Raw genomic sequence first — 20,456 nt, forward strand, 5'->3', positions numbered from 1 at the left:
TTCCTTAAGAACACCAACACACAACAAAGATAACATTATAATAAAAAGAATATATCGACCTTGTTGTAGGTTATCCTTTTACTTCATGCGCCTCTATGTCTATTACCTTTTTTTTCCTTTGCATCTTTTCTCTAACTTGCGCCACTAAATCTATCTTGATGTTGACGTTAACACCAGGCGTTTTGCCATCCTTACCGCCCACGTTCAACACCTTTTCGCCTGATTCTTGTATCTTGATGATCTTCTCTATAACGTTAGCAACTTGTTGTTTATCTTTGGCGGTTAGTTGTGTTTCTTCTTGCGTTATGTCGCCCTTATACGTTGCGACCGTGAACGTTCTTCCTTCATCGACCTCCTTCGATATTAATTTCTTTAAGTCTTGCATTGCTTCTTGGCGGATGTTAATGCCTTGTTCTTCGAATTCTTTATACTTAGCAATAAGATGCTCTTGACGGGCAGCCACCAATGCCTTCAAACGATCTGGCGGGAGGCTTTCAAGAAAACGTTTAACGTGACCGGAATTTATTTGCCCACCTACTGGCATCCTTTTCGTTAGTTCGCTTGCAATATAATACACACTATGACCTTCCACAACCCACATGCGTATAACGTCATCTTCAAACCCGTGGATTTCCACGGTGGTTGGTTTGTGAGACGTCGGCATGTCGTCCGCCAGGCTTCGTTCTACCATATTTTTCATAATATGGATTTGCATTTAAAAAACTTTCTATCGGTATTTACATATGTATAAAGCCGTTATCGACATGTAAAATATTGTAATAGAGTTCCTTGTTAGCGACATGTAAAGGGTTGTAATAGACAGATAAACTTTTGTTATACTAAGCCTCTTCGCAACGTATATTAAAAATAGCCGTGTGATTTTCCGTCCTCTTATATCCCACCACAATTTTTGCCTCGTAGATATATTGCCCATCCACCTTAGGCATTTCGATGACAATAATCCCGTTACCCAAATATTCTGCCCTTTCTTCCGAAAAATTGAATCCCCTTACCTGTACCTCCCAAATGTTTTCCTCTGCCCTCATTTCCACCAACCAAGTATTACTACCATTCCAGCATCCCGTAAATTCTGCCTTTCCAAACGTTATATTCACATCGTTTTCCCTTTCGTCCTTTTGTGTCATATTTTCCGATACATCTTCATACGTCTTCTTTTCGTCATTCAATCCTTCGTAATGGGTGACAAGCGACCAAGCGCCCACCAGCATAAAGACAACGATAGAGCACACCGATATTCCAATCAATAATTTTAATGCGTTCATACCATCACAATTCCCTTATGGTTATATAAAACTTTTATAATGTCCTATCTTGATGCATTTCCGATAATTATGCCAGTAACAAAGTTAATCCTGCCTTCGGCATCTTTTGATACCGAGTCCGCATTAGCCTCCTTCGCCCTATGTAAGCAATATTTCCCAAAAGAAAAACCTCGCCCATATCAAGCCGAAATTATCGGTGTCCTCCGTGACGCATTAACCTCGCCCCGTTTCCGGTACATTTTCCTCCAACTACCTGTCGGTGACGGAAAGTCCGTCATTGCGACCACACTTGCCGAATACCTCGTCCACGAAATGAAGCAATCCTACTACCTTCTTTCCCCCGATCTTGGCTTAACTGCCCAGTACCTCCGTGATTTCCCTTTCCTCCGCGAAGTTAAGGGACGCCGCAATTTCTTCTGTGCCCACCACAAATTCCGAAATCGCACCTGCGACCGGGCTCCTTGCGTAACCAACCCACGATTCCACTGCGAAGCATCCAAAATTTGCCCCTACCTCATCCAGCGTTCCCGTGCCTCCGGATTCCCCTCCGTCGTTTCTACACCCGCATACATCGACCACGCAGTCGGTGGCGAAGCATTCACCACCCGTTCCCTTTCCATTCGTGATGAAGCCCACAAATTAGAATCCTTTTACCTATCCTTCCACTCAACCTCCATCACCCAGTCCGATTATGAAGACCTCTTTCCAGGTATTTCCTATCCATTATATGACGACCCCACCTTCTGGAAAAACGAGATTGACCACATCTATTCCACCCTTTTTACCAAACTGGAACTTGCGTATGAACAGCAAGATCACCGCACAATGGAACGATTCTATGACCTAAACGAAAAGGTAAAATCCCTCCAATTTCTCCTCCGTGAAGCTAAAAATGTTGTCGTCGATGTAGCCCAAGCACGTCATTCCGGTAAATATTACACCCAATTCCGCCCAATCAAGGCAAGCGCCATCGCCAAGCCAATCCTTGACAAAGTATCCGAAAAAACCCTCTTTATGTCCGGCACATTTTTGTCCATAAATGACCGTCTTGATGAATTAGGAATTCCACCAAATGAGGTGCTTTATATTAATAAAACGGTAACATCCTTCCCACCAGAAAACCGTTCCATCATTTACCTTCCCCAAGGTTCTATGTCCTTCAAGCGCCGTGAGAAAACCCTCCCCAAAATAATCGACACCTGCCTCCGTATAATCCAGTCCCATAAAGACCAGCGCGGTGTAATCATTTGTGGCTCCCACCAAATCCGTTCCACCATCTACAATGCATTAACTCACCTCCACAATCCCGACCTCCTGATCACCCACAAAAGCGACGATTTTTCCGAAGCAATCGATTCATTTTTATCCCACCAGACCCTTCCTCAAGTCTTCATAACTACCCGATTTGAAGGCTTAGACTTTCATGACCGCATTGCCGAGTTCCTAATCTATGTAAATCTTCCCTACCCACCTCCTATGGACAAACAAATCCATTCCCGCCTCCTCCTCGAGCAAAATACCCACCTCGAAAACGTCCACTCCTCCTGTAATCCTTCCATCGATGAATTTGGTAGTTGCCAAAAAGCCGTTTATTGCCACAATTGCAGGCATTGGTATGACTTGCAAGTAGCCACCGCAATCCAACAGTCCTTTGGTCGTATCATTCGTACCCCCACCGACATTGGGACGATCTACATTCTCGATAATCGTTTCAAGAAGTTTTTTGGCGAAAATGAAGACATGTTTTTATCCTACAACCGTTCGTCCATAAAACTTTGAGTAAAAAAATATTATTTTATGTGCATCACGCAAGTCTGCGCCTACACATCACGGGACATTAATATAATAATATAATAAATATATTAATTAATATATATATATATTATAGACTAATCTATTAGTAAAAGCGTTAACTAACTTACGTCTATACGCATATAGCATATAAGCGAAAAGAACACACTTGTATCCGTCTTCTGACGTTGCACACATAAAAAAATATTTTTTTATTTCCTACGTCGATTTAAAGTATTTTGATGAATCTTTTTTTATTTTTATCAAAATAGAAAATCTTTTTATATTCCTATAACAATTTACGTCCGATAACTATGCCAAAGAATAATGAAATCATACAAGAAAAGTGCCCGAATTGTGATCGCCTCGAGAAACTTTTTATGAAGTACCGAACTTCTACCAAATATTTCATAATGAAAATCTTTGAAGATAAATTACCTCGGAAGATGAACACGATATTCCACGATTTTGGTGAAAAATATCCAAATTTAATTCACCGTGCAACTGTGGTTAATGCCGTAAACACCTTGGTTTCTGAAGGATTTCTCAAACAATCAAAAGACGTTAACATTTATTATCCACCTAATTTGTATGGTGACACCGAAATCACCTTCGACATGCTTGAGATAATAATTGCGCTTCATGATCGCCCGCTCGTTCTTGAAGGTCTTGAAAAGGTAGTTTACGACAAGGTGGATTATTTCGATGTCGCATTAAAATCTCTCTTGTCTTTAGGTATCGTTCGTGAGGTTCCCCTGCCTTCGAAATTAGGTAGCAATCAAACATATCCAGGTGTTGAACTGGTGATAAAATGAATGTTATATTTTTCGGGATGAGAATGTTTCCCGAGTTATCCAAAACGTTCATCGACCTTGAGTTCTACCGTTCAAATGTAATAAACGGCGAAGACGACGCAATTAAAATTACCGAGTTTGACCCAGAACATACCTTACTTTGTTTTATGAATGTTAACGCTTATCTTGACGAATCTTGGAAAGAAAAGATACGATACGCAAGGTCTGTGGATATGGGTGTTCGATACTTCGAAGATTTATCACCTTGCCCCAAATGCGGCTTTCCCAAGCCAGATCACCAGATAATGCATGACGAATGCAGAAAGAAGGCTAAGAAATGAAGACATTAAAAAAATGCAAAAAATGCCCGCGTCGTTCGATGTGTTCAAAGGGCAAATCTGCCCGTGGATGTCTTGTCCCAAAGATACATATCACCGAAAGGCAAATCGATTCCGCGAGGCTATATTATCGTGAACGTATAGCATCGATATATGAGATATCACGCAATCCTTATAATCAGGAATCTTTTGCCGAACAGTTCGGCGTGCAACGACGACATGACGATTTTTGGGGTGTCGGAATAGTTTTTTCTGCGCATGTCGAACTATGTGGTAAAATATCTGGTCAAATAGATTCTTTTTATTCCAAACCCATAATAAAAAAGATATTTGACGAAGTTGCCCGAGAATTATCAATGCAACGTGCCGACTTCGAAGAACAATTAATTATCGGTGCAATCCAGAAGTATGAAAATTCCTGTGAGTTCGATGTATCACGTTATGACATCTTGGTTTATTCTGGTGAACCTGACAAAACGGCGATACGTGATAAGAAATTGAATCATACGATTTTTACCTATACGGTGATCTGGACTGGATATATGTGGGTAATTTTCCAATTAACCTCCGTGGATGTGGTGCAATGAAGATCACCAAAAAACTAATCGTCGAGATAGATATTGTAGTCAACGACGACAATCGGTTATTTTGTGGTGGTGGTTGTTATTTTCTAACTTGGGATTCCGAATCGATTAAACCTCTTCCGTCTTGCAGGTTATTCCGCGAAAGGCTTAAATTCACGAAGCAAAATCATCTCATCATGCGTTGTGATGACTGTCAAAAAAGATTCGGTGATTAATATGGTTGGAAAAATCGTCAAAGACATATTTACTCGGAAATGGATAATTGAGAATTCGGTCGACGTATTAGCCAAAATTGGTGAGGCTTGCACAGTTAGACACTTGCATTATAAATTGGTTGACCGTGGTATGACGAACGATATAAAACACTATATGCGAGTGGTTCAGGCGACGATTGAAGCGAGATGGAATGGGTTAATTGCGTTTGACGCCTTTGTAGATCATGAAAGAGAAAAGTTGGGCAATACCGATTATGAGGAAACAGATGTCAACGATAAAATTGCCTCGGCAAAATGGTCGATTGAGGCAAGCATGAAATACTACTCAAAGAATCGGTGGGAAAACCAAGACGATTACTTGGAAGTCTGGGTTGAGAAAAAAGCCGTCATTCATATTTTCCAGGATGTTTGTAATTCTTTGGACGTTGCTTTATGCCCGTGCAAAGGATACCCATCTTTGACATTCATCAAAGATGCCTCCGAGCGATTTCAGGAAGCCCAATCGGCTGGTAAAAATCTTTTCATCATATACTTTGGCGATTATGACCCCACGGGCGAGGATATCCCAAGATCGATAAAAGAAACGTTCGAAAAATTCCAGGTTGTTCTTGATGTCGAGCGTATCGCCTTAATTGAAGATGTCGTCCGCAAATACAAATTACCTCCAGCACCTGTCAAGCAAAAAGACCCAAGAACTCGAAATTGGGACGGAATGGGACAGGTTGAACTTGATGCATTAGAAATGTCCACGCTTCGTACCATGTGCAAGGAAGCGATTAATTCACATCTTGACAAGGACAAGTATGAAGAACTAATGGAACAGGAAGCCGAAGAAAAGGAACAATACAAGGAAGAACTTGTTGACTTCGTTAAACAACTCGCCAAGAAGATATAAGCCCGTGCAACAATGCTAAGATTACACATGACGAACGGACAAACGGTCCTTACGACGATTGATAATTTAACATCATTCGATAAAGACAAGATAATAGACATCGAACCATTAGGAGGAATGCGTTTGTGCAATTGCATACAACAGATAAAGGAAAAGACAAAAATGGAATACGAAGACGCTGGGCATTTTGACGTTTCGATAGTGATAAATCCCGAAACTCATACCAGCATATCAAAAGTTGGTTTGCGGTTCGATTATAAAATCCACGGTTCGAATCGTCGAGCACATCACACAATCTTTGGCGATTATTGCCCATTTTGTGGTACTAAGATAACTTAAAATATCCTGACCTCAATTGTGGTAGATATGCCGAAATCGGATAAATTACTCGCAATGTTAGAACACTTGTCCGAACCCTACCGTGCCCAAGCCCTCCATCTTTATGACAAATACAATACCGATTTCCGTTCCGTTCCATCCTCCAAAGATTATCATGGTGCTTATGTCGGCGGAAATTATGATCACACTTTCGACGTTATGAAAAATTGCAACGTCGTTTATTCCTTCTATCTTGCGTTTTGCAAAGAAAATAATTTACCTATAAAGTTTTCAAAAGATAAGTTAATCTTTGCCGCGTTCTTGCATGATTTTGGAAAAATATACCAAATGACCAAGAAACCATATATACACCATACCGTTTGGATATTTGAAATACTAAAATCGGAAAATATCAAGATAGATAACGACGTTGCAACAGCCTTAAGAATGCACCACGGTGGTTATGGTGATCGTGCAGGCGAACCCAACGAGATGTCCATATTATTGCATTGCATCGACATGTTGGCATCAAGATTTTTGGAGGTGAAATAATGCAACAAACGATAGGTATGGTTTTGTATGATACGCATAAGGCTTCCCCGATACTCAAATCGAGTGGATATGAGATAAAAATAACCCGTCTTCCGTCTGGTGGGAAAATGCCAGAGTTAGTTCTTGAAACGTTTATCATTTATCGGACAAAAAAGAGAAATTATTTTGCGTATGTTTCTTGCCCAAAAAAGAAGATACGGGAAATATTACCATTGGACGATGACGATGTAACCCAACTTTTAATGCTCGAAAATCGTCCCGATCTGGTCGAACTTTATCTCGGAAGAAAAGTTCTCGAGGCATAAAAATGGTTCGGTTGCAATGGCGCTGGATGACATTTGCCGAAGATGAGACCAAGGTCGCTTGCGTTCAATGCCAAATAGTCTTCGCAAACGATACCGAGGCGATGTCCCACAAAACGTCCAATATGTCGCATCAAATCTTAAAAGTGGTGAATTCATACTTTGAATTTACATTATCGAACGTTGACAAAGACAAAGAGGAAATACCCCTAAAATGGGGCAAAAAAGATAACAGATGTCATCGTGGCAAGTTGACAGGAAAGTAATTCCTTGGATTGAGCTTGGATTTACCTACCTTATTCTGACGCATCCAATCCCAAAATATTGTAAATCCAGCGTTGTAATTACAATATCTTTATATAGCCCTATTGTATTTACTATATTGGAAGTGGTCAAATGACAAACACAAACAACAACAAAATCGGAAACGGAATTGTGGGCGTGTTCTTCAAGCGAATGTCTGATGGCAAGATGTTCAAGATCGAGCAAGTCAAGGAAATAAAATCACTTGATGACGACACAAAAACCGAAAAGATATATTATGCATGTGAGCCCGGAAATGAGACTGCAAAGTTCATAATCGACGCATACACAATAAGCCAAGGAATGCTTTTCGAAAACGCAAGGATGGGCTAAAAATGACGAATGCAAAAGTTAGGCAAAAGATGACAATCGGGCAATACAAAGCGAAAATGATAACCGAATCTGACAGGAATTTCAAGATAGACCAAAAGATAGTTGCAAGAAAGAACTTGATTGCACAACTCGAGAATGAAATCCACGAATTGGGCAAAAAAAAAGACCCACACATTTTCCAGAGATGCAATCAACACCGCAGAAAAGGGCAATGCGACAAGAATCGGAACGATTTTCATCGATATGCATGACAGGCTCCCATCATTCCCAAAACATGTTTTTGAAGTCAACGGAATCTGGACCGAGTATTACGGCAAGAACATCGATGGCAACTTTGACAACCAAGCCGATTCGAACTTTGCATGGGGCTTTTACCCGATAAAGGACCGCAGTCACTACGACGACGAAAAGGAGGAGTAAAAAATGACAACGAACGTCCGCAAGAACGACGCTGGAATATCTTTCGATTTCTCTGACGGAATGGGCGACAACCTGCGCTTAGTATCACGCAACGATGGAAAGATTTTCTTCGAAGCGAACACGGTAACAATGAACAACGGAAGGGCAAAAAACAATCTCGTTTTGTTCGAAAATCTTGATAGGGAATTTTTGGGCAAGTTAAGGGAAACCTTGAACATCATAATAAAAGACCTTGACGAAAAGGAAAAGAAAAAGGCGCCCGCCAGTGGGCGTCTTTTTTACCACTATCACGGGTCAAGATTCGAAATACACCCGACGTGGAAGACCGTTATCACGTTCGAAGGTGAAATCGCCCTTTTGCACGCTGACGAACTTGTTAAAATTGGCGTTTTCGAAAGGAAGAACCACGGACCTGGAACATACGGCGCCGTTTCATACAAATATATCGGCTTTGCAGATTCTTTGGAGGCGCAATAATGTCCGACGTGATAACCTCCGATATGTCGCCTGCCGAAGCCATCTTGCGTTCCGTCGTCGCATTTGAACCCATTGATGAGAACACAATGACACAAATAAAGATTGCAACCTTCGAAAAGACGAACATGAAAAGCAACGGCGACGACGTTGTATCCGCATTGATACAAAACGGGTATCTTTTCTACAACCTCGGAATATACACATCGAACAAAGATTCCAAGACAATCGCCCAAATCACCAGTTCCTTGAAATCGGAGAGGATAATATAATGAACGACAAAGCAGAAGAAAAGAAGCGCATTGTCCAAGCGTTGCTTGATGTCAACGACAACGCGGTAATAAATGCGCTTCTTACAATCTATGCAAGACAAACGCAAGACGAACAACAATCGGAACGAACGATAGAAAACAACGCAATCGGATTTTCCGGTGTTGACGCTGAAATCTTGTCATCGTTCGCAAGACAATACAACGAGCGTGGCTTTCTTACGTTTAAACAAATGGTGATCGCCCGCAAGAACATCAAGCGGTACTGGCGTCAAGTCATCGAAGCATACAACGGAAATTTATCGTCGATTACCGACGTTCCTAAGAAGAGGTGTTAAAGATGGGAAAATGTGTGATATGCAATCAGGAATTTGAAGGATACGGACACAATGCCGAACCTTTGAAGACGGGCGCATGTTGCGGTTCTTGCAACGTGCAGGTAGTTCTTGAACGCTTGAAAATCGCCAAAGAAATGAAAGACAAGATGAACAACGACGGGTGGTCATTCGTCATAAGTTGCGCTTGCGGATACAAGGCAAAGGGCAACAATGAAGACGAAGCGAACGAAGACTTGGAAAAGCATCAAGACAAAGAACACTCGTCACCATTTTAGGATACGTTGCACCGACGCATAGCCAAGCGACCCTTTGACCAAGTCCCCGTCGTCATACGAAGACACAACGACAGAACGACGACGGGGAAAGCGTTGCCTTGCGTCGGTGACGAACAACGTATAAATACGCATATCAAGATTAACAAAATAGCAACATCGACGAAGTTCCGCATTTGACCGCTTCCACTCTCTTTTGTAGTTCGTCGTCGATGTTGCACCCACTTTAAGGAGGTGAATAAAAAATGACAGATGGCAGGTGTATGAAATGCAAGGAACAGGTCAAGATGAAAGACGAGAAGGAAGTTGAGATGAAGAACGGACGCATGATGATGAAAGGCAAATGCCCGAAATGCGGAACCGTCGTATGCAAGATACTCGGAAAGAAATAGTTCCAGATCAAGGACGGGGACGAATTTTCAACGATTCGTCCCCACATCTTTTAGGTGAAATTTATGGTAATAAAAAGCGTTGCACCGTTGCGTATATCTTTTGCAGGCGGGGGAACGGATGTACCGCCATTTCCAGAAAAGTATGGTGGGCTTGTCGTTAGTTGCACAATCGACAAATATGCCCACGTTTCGGTAAATAGCAGTTACGACGAAGATATAAAAATCGAGCCGCTCGATTATAACATCACGAAAAGATACAAAGTCAACCAGCATCTCGAATATAATGGCGAACTCGATTTGGTAAAAGTTGTAATCAATCATTTTAAACCATTATCAGGCTTTGATTTGATAATGAAATCGGATGCGCCGCCAGGTTCAGGATTGGGTAGTTCTTCGGCGCTTATTGTCGCATTAATAGGCGCATTTGCCAAAATGACTAATAAGACTATGACGAACTATCAAGTGGCGCAATTGGCATACATTCTCGAACGACGACGGTTAAAAATATCAGGCGGCTATCAAGACCATTATTCTGCAACTTTTGGAGGATTCAATACCATAACGTTCTTCAAAGATAACATTGCAGTTATTCCTATGTCGATGTCGCAAGAATTAATTAAGACGATAGAACACAATTCGATTTTATGCTATACTGGTGGAACGAGAGTATCGGCTAATATCATTGACGACCAAACGACGAACGTATTAAAGAAAGACGAAACAGTTATGGATGCATTGTGTGGCACCAAAAGGCTTGCGAACGAGTTGTCCGAAGCGTTGAAACATTCCGATATTTCAAATTTTGGAAATATCTTGAATGAAGGATGGAAAATGAAACGCAAATTTTCCAAAAAGATGACGAACGACGACATAGATAAACTTTATTCGACGGCGATCACCAACGGCGCATTGGGCGGAAAATTATTGGGTGCTGGAGGTGGTGGATATTTATTTTTCTATTGCGATTTTGGGAAGAAACAAAACGTTATTGAAGCATTGAAATTGGCAGGTGGCAACGTCGTCGATTTTGAATTTGAACCCAACGGATTGAAGGTGATTTAATGGCGGCTTTTGCAAGTTATATTAATGAAATCAAAGAACGATTTAAGGAAAGCGCAAAGATTAAAAATGATATTGCAAAGGATGACGAACAACTTTTGGTATTAAATTCAATCGCAAACATGATAATACGAGCATACAAGAACGACAACAAGATATTAATCTTTGGCAATGGTGGTTCCGCCGCTGACGCTCAACATATAGCCGCCGAACTCGTTTCTAAATTCAAGATGAATAGAAAAGGGTTGCAAGCAATCGCATTAACGACCAACACATCGGTGATCACCGCGATAGGCAACGATTTTACATTTGACCAGATTTTCGATAGACAAGTTGAGGCTTTTGCCAAAAGGGGCGATGTCGTCATCGGAATATCCACGAGCGGTGAATCTAACAACGTTATTTTAGGATTAATGAAAGCGGATAAAATGGGTTGTTATACAATAGCATTCACCGGCAAAAAAGATAATAGAATTTCTATGTTTTCGGTTCTCACGTTTAATGTCCCGTCGAAAGATACGGCACGAATTCAAGAAGCACACATTACCGCAGGTCATATCATCTGCGAAATTGTAGAACGAGAATTGTTCTCGTAAGAGTTGGTAAATATGTGGAGGAGAAGCATAAAAAAGATGATCGTCGGCGTGGACGTTGACGGTGTTCTGCGTGATTTTTACGGGTCGCTTGAACGAACTTATTTAAAATATTACCACGACCACATCATAAAAGATCCGCCATCTTTTCAATTGCATGAGTTGTACCCGATTGGGTACAAGATTTATGATTTTGCTTTTGAAGAACATGCAGGCGAAGTTTTAGGATTTGCCGATGCATATCGAAACGCCGAAGGCTTCATGCGTATGCTTCATAAATTCGCCGATATTGTTATCATCACATCACAACCTACAAAACGTGCCAAGGTCTTCACCTTTGCGTGGCTTCAACGTGCCGATATTTTGCAACATGTCGATAGTGTGGTCATTGTTCAAACGAACGGGCTATTAAAAAAACATCATATCGGCGTTAACTACATAATCGACGATTACCCACCAAACTTGATGGATTTCCCGCAATCTAAGGTTATAGTTTTCGATCAGGTCTGGAATAAAGGCTTAGAGTGGGGTAAACGTTGCTATTCATACGACGAAATACTCAAATATCTCCAAGGTCGCATGACGAAATAGTTTATATAAACATTAATTGATTTTATGTCCCAATGCTATTAAAGATTATTCAATCAAAAGAAATCCAGTCCTTGTTCACTTGTCAATACAATACCAATAAAGTAGTGGTGAACTTACTCAAAGGAGGCGAAGCGTTAAAATGCCACTTGACAGTGAACGACGTTATACTCGGAAAATACGACCTTCTTTCTGCAACGTCGATACAAAAAGCATACAAGCAGTTTTCCCTTTCGTTCACTCAACATAAGGAAAAATTCAAAGACCAAAACGAATTTGTGGACTTGATGTTGCATGTTGGTCAGAAAATCCGCGACCAAGAATTTGAGCGTGAGCAAACAATCATACAAAGACAACTTACCAAAGAAGCAAAAGAATTTTTATCTGCGCCTGATCTAATCGATAGGATGGATAATATCGAACGACGAACGACAAAAGACCCACTCATCTATTGCGAGGAAGATTTATTGCTTTTCAATCTTGTTATTGTATCTTGCAAGACACCAAAACCAATAACTTACGAACATACTGGACCCACATCTTCAGGTAAAACTTTCCCCGCTGAACATGCGGTCAATGGATTTCCAAAAGAGATGATATTTGACCCCGCAGGCGTATCAGCAAAAGCCAACAAATACGATTATGATTATCAAGACCCAGAAACTGGTGAATTCGTCAATAAGACTGGTGAAAAATGCATTTATTTCCGTGAAAAGGAAGATTCAATCGAAGCGGTGAAATTTTTTAAGCCAATGATGTCGCATGACAAAGATCGATTGATGTATAAAGTCACTGGGAAAAATCAATCGACGGGCACAATGGAAACCATAACCTATGTTTTGGATGGTATCGCTTCTTTCATTTTACTTTCCGTTAAGCATATGGAGGACGAAGAAATGTCCTCCAGAACTATGAAAGGGTCGCCCACAATATCCAGAGAAAAAACCAACCTCGTTATAACATCGACGTTTGAAAGTGATGCAAAGAGGCAATTATGGAAATTACCAGCAGAATTACCAGTAATGCATGACGCAATGTTTTCCCTAAAAAAGCATGAAGCGATAAACATTTTTGGACCAATATTGGGCAAAATATTCCCAAAAGATGAGATGCGCCGTGCAAGAGACATGAATCGTTTGCGTGGGTTAATCCAAGCCTGTACCGTCTTGCATCAATACCAAAGATGTTATGAAATTATGGAAGACCAGCAGGTTTATTATTCATCACTCGAAGATAATATAATTTCTTTGTTGCTTCTTGACAAGTTGCTCGAATCGACAATGCTCGGAATTCCAGCCACGACAATGAAGATTTATGAACTTATGAAAGATTTAGAGACACGAGATATACCTTTGACGTTGAATAATATCCACGAAAATTCAGACGCAATAGGTTACCATCAAACGATGGATACTTTAAAGGATGTGCATCTTGATACTCTTGAAAATCACCGATTGATAAAGATAAAAGTAAAAGCGACCCGATCAAAGGAAAGGTCGTATGCGATTAATCAACGCTTCGAAGACATCACAAAGGTTCCAAAATTGACGCCGTTGTTTATCGAAGAGTTGCAACTATGCTATAAAAAAATAATCGAAGAACAAAAGGAGGCATTTTCGGTAATGAAGTTGCCTGAAGTATCTTTGCCTAAGAACACTATACAACATAAGACGAACGACGAACACATAAAGGACGTTATCAAGCATATGTTTGGCTTTAATTACTTCGATGCATCGACAGAAGGAAACGTCTTGTGGAAGATATGCTTAAAAGAAATGCGGGACTTGATGTTTTCGCGGCACGTCTTAGATCAACCCGCAATCGATACAACCGAAGAGAAAGAAATCATCGAACGAAAAGATAAAGCGATAAATGAAATCAAGACTGGACAATCCGCAAGAGAATGGCATCGTGAAATAACCCCAGTTGACGAAGCGTTATACCAAGAATACGTGCAACAACAAAAAGAAAAACGCAAGATTTTGGAATCAGGTGGTGATGACGACGATAAATTCTCTGGTTCATGATTTGTGTCCGAAATGTGGAAGAAAAAGGCACCACGGATTTGAACAATGTGGCGATCTATTTTTCGACGTTGAAATACCTATAAAATTACCATTTATTTTACGTTGTGCAAGTTGCAATATCAAGATACATATTACCAAGTTTAAAGACAACGGTCTATTATCAAAAATATAAATACTCTTATAATGATTAATCTTTGAAATGACATTAAAAATTTCCGTGGTGAAAATATGCCTGGCGAACTAATAGCAATCAACAAAGTCCACGAATTGGGCGGCTCCTTAGCAGTCACTTTGCCCAATATTTGGGTAGAGGAAAACGGCGTCAAGAAGGGCGACCAACTTAAAATTTATAAGCGCAACAATGCGCTCATAATAGAAAAGGCATAAAGAAAAACAGAAGGTGTAAATTTGGTAAAAGCAGCGACGACACAACAGGCGGGAATTCGGGGCGCAAAGCTGCACCCCGATGCAGAAAAACTTCTCAAGCGCCATATAGAATACGTTGAGAAGTCTGGGCTTTGCACAAAGGAAGACTTGATGGAAATGTTCTATCAAGTATGGGAGGCTGGCGATAATTTCGCTGAGCAACTCATAAAGCGCGGATACAACGATGTCAAGGCACAAATGTATGCCATCGATTCGGTGAAAGCGCAACTTGGACGGAAGATCATACGACCAAAGTATAACGTCGTTTTCCGCCCGACGAATGTCCGCCACGAGACGCAAAAGGACGAGAAGATACCCACAAAGACGAAACATTCCGTTTTTGCGTTCGGGCAAGGCTTCGTCATCAACCCGAAGAACAACAACCGCACCGATGAGAAGTTCATCGAAGTATCGGCATGGGACGCCGATGCACAAAAGTTGGACGACATTTCACTCGGAAATACCTACGAGTTCGAAGCGTCAACATCGAACATAACCGCCCCAATCATCAACATGACCGTGGACGATAGATGCAAAGGAGCGGCACTTTCGGAACAGGTATTGAGCGACATCGAAAAGCTCATGACCAAGAATTACGACATCACCCCAATCAGCGAGGCTGGTAACAACAAGTCAAACGGCAGGAACGATTACCGGCTGGTTGAAGGCAGGATAAACTTCATAACATTCCCAAAGGGCAAGAATTACGCCAAGCTCGAACTTACGGATACCTCCGTGGGTCTTGACGATCTGGAAAAGAAGAAAAACCAGGCGAACTTGGCTTGCCTGTGCAACAAGGAAACCGTATCACACATCGGCAAGGATTCGGTCGTTCGCATACTCGGAAACATCAACGTCAAGGAAGATGAGACATACGGCACGCAAGTCACTCTTTTCTTCCCACCCATGATTTATCCGATGTTGCTTACGCCTCCCGAGGTCGTGGACGAGAAGCCTGCAAGCGACGATACCGAGGACGCATCGGACTATTTCTCGAAGAAGGCGGCGAAGGAAAAGGAAGATTCAAACAAGTATTTCAAAGAAGAAAAGACCGACGAACCTCCTGCAAAGGTCGAAGCGCCAGAGGAAACGCCTGAAGTTGTCGAAGAGGCTCCTGCCGAGGTCGAAGAGGAAGCAACGGACCCAGATGAAACGGTCGACCTTGCAAAACCCGAACCCGTCAAGAAGACACCGACAAAGGCTGGAAAGTCTGCGCCTGCGAAGAAAGACGACATCGATGCCGACATAAAAAACCACCCGTGCTTCAAATCGGGAGATTTCGGTCACCCGAACGTCAAGGATACCGGGTGCATCGAGTGCTCAAAAAGCGAACCGAAGATATACGCGGCTTGCACCAAAAAGAAGTAGGTGAGGAAAAATGCCCAAGGCAAGTCCATCAAACAACAAGAGTGTTTCCGCTCGACAGCGGATAAACCAAGGAACTATGGTCGCCGCAATGTTGCGTGGTGATCGTGGCACAGGAAAAACCAGGTTTATTTTGGACTTGCATATGTCGAACGTGCAAGACGCATACAAAAAAATATACAACGAAGAACTAAACTGGGAAACAAGCGATAAAGACCAAATCAAAGACGCCGCCGAACATTGCTTAATGTGTGTGGTAGACTTTGATATGGAAGGTCAAGAACAATTAATAATGCGTTCATCGATAATGCCCGACGAAATAACCGACTCGTGGCACAAATGGCCGGTAACTGGTAGTCCTGAAGATTCACCAGAAGACCAGTATGAGCACCGCTTCGATGAAGGCAAGCGCGCCCTTTCGTATTATCTGCAGATGTTAAAAGAACATCACGAAAAATATCCAGACTTTTCCCAACAAAGGGTATTAATCGTGGAAGACTTGGGCGAAGTTTATGACGCTGTTCTTGACCATTTTTTCTTTATCACAACAAGAGGCAAGATAAAAACTTTTAAAGATCAATTCGTCAAGCAAACGACCTTAAAACAAGTTCTTGGAAGAGACGAAAAGGGGAAAGGTCCTGCAGAAGCGGCACTATTTCCTATGGGTCAACGTGAAACATTTGGGATGGTAAATCTTGAATACAAAGATTTTATCCGCGAGTGTGTAAAATACAAACGTGATATGGGATATAATTTCTATTGCACGGCGAGAATCGGTGTTACCAAGGATAAAGAAACCGAAAAGACAGAAGAATATACACTCGGGCGGACTTACCTCATTGAAGGCTTTCTCGATTTAATTATTTCATTCAAGAAGCCCTTAAAAGAATCGGTGATCACTGAAGGAAAGTTTAAGGGTAAAAAAGTTTACGAATCGATGTATGTTCTCGATACCGTAGAAGGCGCAAAAAATAGGATGTCACCAGACTTTTGGATGGAAAATACTGGTGCTGGTGATTTCTTCAGGCGTCTTAATGAAGAACGAGACAAAGACGAACGAAGACAACTTAACAAGCGCAATAAAAAACAGGAGGAATCTAATGCCGAAAGCACAGGATAAAAAAGAAAAGGTCGATAAGTCGGAAGGGTTGGTACCGGATATACCAATCTTTAAGAACCCGTCGAACGCACCAGAGTTGGAAATACCGCCAGAAAAGTTGCAATCGATTCTGGAATATTTCTGCGTCGGTGACGAATTCGCTGTGGTAGCCATTGAATGCGAAGACGAAATCCAGGTATGCACCAGGAATGCCACAAACAACGTATCTGGACATTTCATCGGGCTGCCTGCAGACACCAAGGTAAAAAAGCCGGGATATTTCATCGTTGAACCAAAGAAGTTAACATCCTTGCTCGGCACGAAGTATAAGGGTAGCAACATGATAACGTTAACGTGGAAGCCCAACGAGAAAATCCACATCGAAGACGAAAAAGGAAATCCAACGAACATAACACCCAAGTCATTGGGCAACCTCATAATACCCCCGCTCGATAGGCGTTTCACGTTCAAGGAAAAGAAGTTGCAATTTAACATCAAGAAAGGAAAGGAAACTGTCCTTGACGAAGCGACGGGAAAGCCTGCAACAGAAAACGCCAAGACCTCATTGAACATCGATCAGGCGGAACTTCTCAAAGGCGCCAACGATATGTCGGTAAGTGATGTCGATTACATTATTTACCACATCGACGAAGAGAACGGGTATTGCATATCAGGCATTTGGAATCCCAAAGGCGACGATTCAAGAACTGATGGTTTGGTCTTTGAAGATTTCGAAGGCGAAAAGATAGAAAAGGCGATGCCAAAAATCTTCGTCGACCTTGTCAAGCGCATGAGCGGCAAGATAAACATCCAAAGCACACAGGAAAAACCCGTCTTCGCATTGTCGCAATGGGTAGAGGATGGAGAAATTCACTATACGGTAGTTGAAAGCAAACAAAAGAAGGACTAAAAATGCCCCAAAGCCTCGACCACGGAAAAGTCAAAAATCTTGGTGCGCTTGCATCGAAGATGGGATATTCCAGTGGTGATCTGGCACTTCAAAAGGTCGAGGCTTTGCTTTTTATTTTAGACTTTAATATAATAGATATGGATAAGGTAAAGAAAGTGGTTAACAACGTTGCTGGCGAAGACGTTTATAACCCAGAAAATCTCCGAGAAGCCATTGATTGCATTGTTCATATGAAGATTGTTACCGACATAGACAACGCAAGAAAAACGGCAATGGAATCACTCGAAGATTGAACTTTTTTGTGTTAGAATTTTGTTATAATAAAGTTTATATACCGATAATGCATTTACTACCTCACACCTTATGGAGGTGTTTTAATGGAAAGCGCAAAGACAAACGACAACAACAAGAACAAGGTCGCCTTTGTGATTGAATGCACAAAGGGACATAAGAGCCAGTATTTCCCGAAGAACGGTGTCCCAGCAAAGGACATAAAGTGCCCACATCTCGTCGCCAACATACCCTGCAAGGCACGCTGCAAAGTCATCGACACACCCGCAGTACCTCCCGTCGATGTGACCAAGGAAGAACCAAAGAAGACGACGAAGCCCGAAAAGGCGAAAGATGCAAGCACAACCGAACCCAAGGAAAAGCCGATATACAAAACGGAAGAACTTGTCGATGGCGTCGCTGATGACGTTAAGGCAATGTTCGCAAAGATCGAAAGCGCCGCAAAGTCCTCGGGCTTGACATCGAAGCCCACCAAGTTGTATGTTCTTTTCAAGAAAGACAAGGACGCAAGGTTCAAGATAGAGATACATGACAAGTTCCTAAACGTCTTCGTCAAGACGGAAAAGGCAATAACCGACTTGAAGGACAAGACGGCTGCCCGTGATGCAAAGGGCGATAACTTCACCCATAAGATAAGCAAAGTCCTGCCTGCGGACGAATCTTCGCTTATGAAGATATTAAAGATCGTGATGTCGTAGGCAAACAACGTTTCCGTATGCGGTGGTCGACGGGGTTCCTATCGACCACCCATATATTTTTTTTTATAGTTGTATTTTCATTGTGTGATTATCACGTTTCTATCCAAAAAGAAGGAATGCTTATGGAACCAGCGAAAAGAATCCTATACTATTACAACATGTCGAACAGCGCAAGACCTGAAACAGATAGTGGTCCTTTGACGCATTATCAAGTTATCAAGCGTTTGTTAAAAATGCACCCGACGTGGCACTTTTACATAGTATGTCCAGTAGGTTGCATCTTGCCGAAGTCTTCAAGAGTTACCCCGATTTTTATCCCGTTCGACACTTACAACATGAACAGCAGGATGGGGTTCGATCTATACAACTTGAAAGATGCAATCAAGATATCCGATTATGATTACGATATGATTTATAACAATCAACCCGAGATATCGCCTGCGCTTTTCATAATGCTAAATAACCATCCACGTATCACATATTCCATACCGATAATCAATCACGTCCACTGGTTCGTTTCGCCCGATAATTATATGGGCAATGCGGGCGAAAATATGCAAACGTGCAACGAACCGGTAACGCATCAAGCAATAGTTGGACTATTATGCGGTGCCGCCACGGGCGTGAATTCGCAATGGGCAAAAGATTTCATAATCAAAGAATCAGAACGTTTCATCACACCAGAAAAAACAGAATATTTGCGTCAAAGAATTATACCAACAACTTCTGGAATAGATACGGTAGAAATCGACAAATACAAAACAGAAGAACGCTTCGATAAATTCACAATTCTTTGGAATAGCCGATTGACCGCATACACGGGCGCAACCTACTTTTTTGAATTTTTGGATAAAATGTGGGAGGAAGGTTATCATAATTTCCAGGTCATTTGTACCAATGTCGTCTATATGGTTTTTGCTGATAAAAGAATATCAAAATACCCATATGTCAAAGTTATGGACCATATGGCGACGCCCGATTATCTGAACCTGATCTGGAAAGTTGATTGCGGAGTTTTCATGCATATCGGGTGGGGGGCGTGGTCACTTGCAACGCTTGAACTAATGACCTGCGGAAAACCAATTCTTGCAATCGATGGACGTTCTGCGCCCGAACTTTTGGGAAAAGATTACCCATTATTTTTCGCCAAGGCGACCGAAGACAAAGACGCATACAAAGGCTTCCGAAGAAAACTTTTATCGATGATAAACGATAAAGAAATGTGCAAGAAAGTTGGTGAGAAAAACCGCGAAAGAGTAAAATCGATGTTCGATTGGGAAAAGACCATATTTGAGTGGGATGATCTTATATTGAAGCATTGCGATTTTGATTTATCGAACGACGACTCGGAAGGTAAATTGAAGTTGCTTGAATACGTCAAGAAGAAAGGCTCCGCTTCGAAACGTGATATATTAAATCAATTCGGGGGCGCCATTTCTTATACAAGATACAGGAAATACCTCCTGACGCATGGGATATACGACGATTACACGAAAGCGGAGGTTGAATACACATCAACGATGCCAA

At 41.7% G+C, this 20,456-nt stretch carries 29 protein-coding genes; 26 read left to right on the plus strand and 3 right to left on the minus strand.

Going from position 1 to position 20,456, the window contains the following annotated elements; all coding sequences use genetic code 11:
* Window positions 1-70 precede the first annotated feature (70 nt).
* Together WC407_RS12970 and WC407_RS12975 are read right to left on the minus strand one after the other, a co-directional pair.
* On the minus strand, window positions 71-715 hold the full coding sequence (locus WC407_RS12970; RefSeq protein WP_373023095.1) for a hypothetical protein: 645 nt from the start codon (window positions 713-715) through the stop codon (window positions 71-73).
* A 124-nt stretch (window positions 716-839) separates the two neighbouring features.
* A complete protein-coding gene (locus WC407_RS12975; RefSeq protein WP_373023097.1) occupies window positions 840-1,283 on the minus strand; it encodes a hypothetical protein in 444 nt (147 codons plus the stop codon).
* A 39-nt stretch (window positions 1,284-1,322) separates the two neighbouring features.
* Here WC407_RS12975 and WC407_RS12980 point away from each other — a divergent pair, with 39 nt between their 5' ends.
* The 14 genes from WC407_RS12980 to WC407_RS13045 all read left to right on the plus strand — a co-directional run bounded on the left by WC407_RS12980 (window position 1,323) and on the right by WC407_RS13045 (window position 9,484).
* The gene (locus tag WC407_RS12980) at window positions 1,323-3,062 is read left to right on the plus strand and encodes a helicase C-terminal domain-containing protein (protein ID WP_373023098.1); all 1,740 of its coding nucleotides are present in this window, start codon (window positions 1,323-1,325) and stop codon (window positions 3,060-3,062) included.
* 425 nt (window positions 3,063-3,487) lie between these two features.
* Complete coding sequence (locus tag WC407_RS12985) at window positions 3,488-3,889, plus strand: hypothetical protein (protein WP_373023099.1); 402 nt, start codon at window positions 3,488-3,490, stop codon at window positions 3,887-3,889.
* A complete protein-coding gene (locus tag WC407_RS12990; RefSeq protein WP_373023100.1) occupies window positions 3,886-4,209 on the plus strand; it encodes a hypothetical protein in 324 nt (107 codons plus the stop codon). The genes WC407_RS12985 and WC407_RS12990 overlap by 4 nt, the downstream gene beginning before the upstream one ends.
* Window positions 4,206-4,793, plus strand: coding sequence for a hypothetical protein (locus WC407_RS12995; RefSeq protein ID WP_373023101.1), 588 nt, complete (start codon window positions 4,206-4,208; stop codon window positions 4,791-4,793). The genes WC407_RS12990 and WC407_RS12995 overlap by 4 nt, the downstream gene beginning before the upstream one ends.
* Before the next feature lie 204 nt (window positions 4,794-4,997).
* The gene (locus WC407_RS13000) at window positions 4,998-5,900 is read left to right on the plus strand and encodes a hypothetical protein (protein ID WP_373023102.1); all 903 of its coding nucleotides are present in this window, start codon (window positions 4,998-5,000) and stop codon (window positions 5,898-5,900) included.
* Between the two features lie 366 nt (window positions 5,901-6,266).
* The gene (locus WC407_RS13005) at window positions 6,267-6,770 is read left to right on the plus strand and encodes an HD domain-containing protein (RefSeq protein WP_373023103.1); all 504 of its coding nucleotides are present in this window, start codon (window positions 6,267-6,269) and stop codon (window positions 6,768-6,770) included.
* A complete protein-coding gene (locus WC407_RS13010; RefSeq protein ID WP_373023104.1) occupies window positions 6,770-7,075 on the plus strand; it encodes a hypothetical protein in 306 nt (101 codons plus the stop codon). The genes WC407_RS13005 and WC407_RS13010 overlap by 1 nt, the downstream gene beginning before the upstream one ends.
* 2 nt (window positions 7,076-7,077) lie before the next feature.
* Window positions 7,078-7,338: a hypothetical protein gene (locus tag WC407_RS13015; protein ID WP_373023105.1), complete on the plus strand. Its 261-nt coding sequence runs from the start codon at window positions 7,078-7,080 to the stop codon at window positions 7,336-7,338.
* 130 nt (window positions 7,339-7,468) lie between these two features.
* Complete coding sequence (locus WC407_RS13020) at window positions 7,469-7,708, plus strand: hypothetical protein (protein WP_373023106.1); 240 nt, start codon at window positions 7,469-7,471, stop codon at window positions 7,706-7,708.
* A gap of 135 nt (window positions 7,709-7,843) precedes the next feature.
* A complete protein-coding gene (locus tag WC407_RS13025; RefSeq protein ID WP_373023107.1) occupies window positions 7,844-8,128 on the plus strand; it encodes a hypothetical protein in 285 nt (94 codons plus the stop codon).
* A 3-nt stretch (window positions 8,129-8,131) separates the two neighbouring features.
* Window positions 8,132-8,605 carry a hypothetical protein gene (locus tag WC407_RS13030; protein ID WP_373023109.1) on the plus strand — a complete coding sequence of 158 codons (474 nt, stop codon included), beginning with the start codon at window positions 8,132-8,134 and terminating at the stop codon, window positions 8,603-8,605.
* A complete protein-coding gene (locus tag WC407_RS13035) occupies window positions 8,605-8,874 on the plus strand; it encodes a hypothetical protein (RefSeq protein WP_373023110.1) in 270 nt (89 codons plus the stop codon). The genes WC407_RS13030 and WC407_RS13035 overlap by 1 nt, the downstream gene beginning before the upstream one ends.
* Window positions 8,874-9,209, plus strand: coding sequence for a hypothetical protein (locus WC407_RS13040; protein WP_373023111.1), 336 nt, complete (start codon window positions 8,874-8,876; stop codon window positions 9,207-9,209). Before WC407_RS13035 ends, WC407_RS13040 begins: the two co-directional genes overlap by 1 nt.
* A 2-nt stretch (window positions 9,210-9,211) precedes the next feature.
* Window positions 9,212-9,484: a hypothetical protein gene (locus WC407_RS13045; RefSeq protein ID WP_373023112.1), complete on the plus strand. Its 273-nt coding sequence runs from the start codon at window positions 9,212-9,214 to the stop codon at window positions 9,482-9,484.
* Here WC407_RS13045 and WC407_RS13050 read toward each other — a convergent pair.
* Window positions 9,473-9,706, minus strand: coding sequence for a hypothetical protein (locus WC407_RS13050; protein ID WP_373023113.1), 234 nt, complete (start codon window positions 9,704-9,706; stop codon window positions 9,473-9,475). The two genes, WC407_RS13045 and WC407_RS13050, sit on opposite strands and share 12 nt — an antisense overlap.
* A 20-nt stretch (window positions 9,707-9,726) precedes the next feature.
* Here WC407_RS13050 and WC407_RS13055 point away from each other — a divergent pair, with 20 nt between their 5' ends.
* From WC407_RS13055 to WC407_RS13110, 12 genes are all read left to right on the plus strand, one after another.
* Window positions 9,727-9,873 carry a DUF5679 domain-containing protein gene (locus WC407_RS13055; RefSeq protein WP_373023114.1) on the plus strand — a complete coding sequence of 49 codons (147 nt, stop codon included), beginning with the start codon at window positions 9,727-9,729 and terminating at the stop codon, window positions 9,871-9,873.
* Between the two features lie 63 nt (window positions 9,874-9,936).
* Window positions 9,937-10,935, plus strand: coding sequence for a hypothetical protein (locus WC407_RS13060; protein WP_373023115.1), 999 nt, complete (start codon window positions 9,937-9,939; stop codon window positions 10,933-10,935).
* Window positions 10,935-11,528: a D-sedoheptulose 7-phosphate isomerase gene (locus WC407_RS13065; protein WP_373023116.1), complete on the plus strand. Its 594-nt coding sequence runs from the start codon at window positions 10,935-10,937 to the stop codon at window positions 11,526-11,528. The genes WC407_RS13060 and WC407_RS13065 overlap by 1 nt, the downstream gene beginning before the upstream one ends.
* 36 nt (window positions 11,529-11,564) lie before the next feature.
* Window positions 11,565-12,116: a hypothetical protein gene (locus WC407_RS13070; protein ID WP_373023117.1), complete on the plus strand. Its 552-nt coding sequence runs from the start codon at window positions 11,565-11,567 to the stop codon at window positions 12,114-12,116.
* 32 nt (window positions 12,117-12,148) lie between these two features.
* The gene (locus WC407_RS13075) at window positions 12,149-14,140 is read left to right on the plus strand and encodes a hypothetical protein (protein WP_373023118.1); all 1,992 of its coding nucleotides are present in this window, start codon (window positions 12,149-12,151) and stop codon (window positions 14,138-14,140) included.
* A gap of 228 nt (window positions 14,141-14,368) precedes the next feature.
* Complete coding sequence (locus WC407_RS13080) at window positions 14,369-14,527, plus strand: AbrB/MazE/SpoVT family DNA-binding domain-containing protein (RefSeq protein WP_373023119.1); 159 nt, start codon at window positions 14,369-14,371, stop codon at window positions 14,525-14,527.
* Window positions 14,528-14,548: 21 nt separating this feature from the next.
* Window positions 14,549-15,934, plus strand: a complete 1,386-nt coding sequence (locus WC407_RS13085; RefSeq protein WP_373023120.1) for a hypothetical protein — start codon at window positions 14,549-14,551, stop codon at window positions 15,932-15,934.
* A 10-nt stretch (window positions 15,935-15,944) separates the two neighbouring features.
* Window positions 15,945-17,051 carry a hypothetical protein gene (locus tag WC407_RS13090; protein WP_373023121.1) on the plus strand — a complete coding sequence of 369 codons (1,107 nt, stop codon included), beginning with the start codon at window positions 15,945-15,947 and terminating at the stop codon, window positions 17,049-17,051.
* Window positions 17,032-17,940 carry a hypothetical protein gene (locus WC407_RS13095; protein ID WP_373023122.1) on the plus strand — a complete coding sequence of 303 codons (909 nt, stop codon included), beginning with the start codon at window positions 17,032-17,034 and terminating at the stop codon, window positions 17,938-17,940. Before WC407_RS13090 ends, WC407_RS13095 begins: the two co-directional genes overlap by 20 nt.
* A 2-nt stretch (window positions 17,941-17,942) precedes the next feature.
* Window positions 17,943-18,233, plus strand: coding sequence for a hypothetical protein (locus WC407_RS13100; RefSeq protein WP_373023123.1), 291 nt, complete (start codon window positions 17,943-17,945; stop codon window positions 18,231-18,233).
* Window positions 18,234-18,317: 84 nt separating this feature from the next.
* Complete coding sequence (locus WC407_RS13105; RefSeq protein WP_373023124.1) at window positions 18,318-18,929, plus strand: hypothetical protein; 612 nt, start codon at window positions 18,318-18,320, stop codon at window positions 18,927-18,929.
* 122 nt (window positions 18,930-19,051) lie between these two features.
* Window positions 19,052-20,456 (plus strand): glycosyltransferase family 4 protein (locus WC407_RS13110; protein WP_373023125.1); only part of this gene is annotated, 1,405 nt, incomplete at its 3' end.

Source organism: Sulfuricurvum sp. (assembly GCF_041651515.1).
GTDB lineage: Bacteria > Campylobacterota > Campylobacteria > Campylobacterales > Sulfurimonadaceae > Sulfuricurvum.

What these genes read in the sequence shown, in the direction of transcription:
- WC407_RS13040 (WP_373023111.1), top strand. Translation starts at nt 8,874, where the DNA reads ATGAACGACAAAGCAGAAGAAAAGAAGCGCATTGTCCAAGCGTTGCTT.
- WC407_RS13045 (WP_373023112.1), top strand. Translation starts at nt 9,212, where the DNA reads ATGGGAAAATGTGTGATATGCAATCAGGAATTTGAAGGATACGGACAC.
- WC407_RS13010 (WP_373023104.1), top strand. Translation starts at nt 6,770, where the DNA reads ATGCAACAAACGATAGGTATGGTTTTGTATGATACGCATAAGGCTTCC.
- WC407_RS13015 (WP_373023105.1), top strand. Translation starts at nt 7,078, where the DNA reads ATGGTTCGGTTGCAATGGCGCTGGATGACATTTGCCGAAGATGAGACC.
- WC407_RS12970 (WP_373023095.1), bottom strand. Translation starts at nt 715, where the DNA reads ATGCAAATCCATATTATGAAAAATATGGTAGAACGAAGCCTGGCGGAC.
- WC407_RS12995 (WP_373023101.1), top strand. Translation starts at nt 4,206, where the DNA reads ATGAAGACATTAAAAAAATGCAAAAAATGCCCGCGTCGTTCGATGTGT.
- WC407_RS13090 (WP_373023121.1), top strand. Translation starts at nt 15,945, where the DNA reads ATGCCCAAGGCAAGTCCATCAAACAACAAGAGTGTTTCCGCTCGACAG.
- WC407_RS13030 (WP_373023109.1), top strand. Translation starts at nt 8,132, where the DNA reads ATGACAACGAACGTCCGCAAGAACGACGCTGGAATATCTTTCGATTTC.
- WC407_RS13025 (WP_373023107.1), top strand. Translation starts at nt 7,844, where the DNA reads ATGAAATCCACGAATTGGGCAAAAAAAAAGACCCACACATTTTCCAGA.
- WC407_RS12975 (WP_373023097.1), bottom strand. Translation starts at nt 1,283, where the DNA reads ATGAACGCATTAAAATTATTGATTGGAATATCGGTGTGCTCTATCGTT.
- WC407_RS12980 (WP_373023098.1), top strand. Translation starts at nt 1,323, where the DNA reads ATGTCCTATCTTGATGCATTTCCGATAATTATGCCAGTAACAAAGTTA.
- WC407_RS12985 (WP_373023099.1), top strand. Translation starts at nt 3,488, where the DNA reads ATGAAAATCTTTGAAGATAAATTACCTCGGAAGATGAACACGATATTC.
- WC407_RS13020 (WP_373023106.1), top strand. Translation starts at nt 7,469, where the DNA reads ATGACAAACACAAACAACAACAAAATCGGAAACGGAATTGTGGGCGTG.
- WC407_RS13075 (WP_373023118.1), top strand. Translation starts at nt 12,149, where the DNA reads ATGCTATTAAAGATTATTCAATCAAAAGAAATCCAGTCCTTGTTCACT.
- WC407_RS12990 (WP_373023100.1), top strand. Translation starts at nt 3,886, where the DNA reads ATGAATGTTATATTTTTCGGGATGAGAATGTTTCCCGAGTTATCCAAA.
- WC407_RS13080 (WP_373023119.1), top strand. Translation starts at nt 14,369, where the DNA reads ATGCCTGGCGAACTAATAGCAATCAACAAAGTCCACGAATTGGGCGGC.
- WC407_RS13100 (WP_373023123.1), top strand. Translation starts at nt 17,943, where the DNA reads ATGCCCCAAAGCCTCGACCACGGAAAAGTCAAAAATCTTGGTGCGCTT.
- WC407_RS13070 (WP_373023117.1), top strand. Translation starts at nt 11,565, where the DNA reads ATGATCGTCGGCGTGGACGTTGACGGTGTTCTGCGTGATTTTTACGGG.
- WC407_RS13060 (WP_373023115.1), top strand. Translation starts at nt 9,937, where the DNA reads ATGGTAATAAAAAGCGTTGCACCGTTGCGTATATCTTTTGCAGGCGGG.
- WC407_RS13105 (WP_373023124.1), top strand. Translation starts at nt 18,318, where the DNA reads ATGGAAAGCGCAAAGACAAACGACAACAACAAGAACAAGGTCGCCTTT.
- WC407_RS13065 (WP_373023116.1), top strand. Translation starts at nt 10,935, where the DNA reads ATGGCGGCTTTTGCAAGTTATATTAATGAAATCAAAGAACGATTTAAG.
- WC407_RS13055 (WP_373023114.1), top strand. Translation starts at nt 9,727, where the DNA reads ATGACAGATGGCAGGTGTATGAAATGCAAGGAACAGGTCAAGATGAAA.
- WC407_RS13095 (WP_373023122.1), top strand. Translation starts at nt 17,032, where the DNA reads ATGCCGAAAGCACAGGATAAAAAAGAAAAGGTCGATAAGTCGGAAGGG.
- WC407_RS13005 (WP_373023103.1), top strand. Translation starts at nt 6,267, where the DNA reads ATGCCGAAATCGGATAAATTACTCGCAATGTTAGAACACTTGTCCGAA.
- WC407_RS13035 (WP_373023110.1), top strand. Translation starts at nt 8,605, where the DNA reads ATGTCCGACGTGATAACCTCCGATATGTCGCCTGCCGAAGCCATCTTG.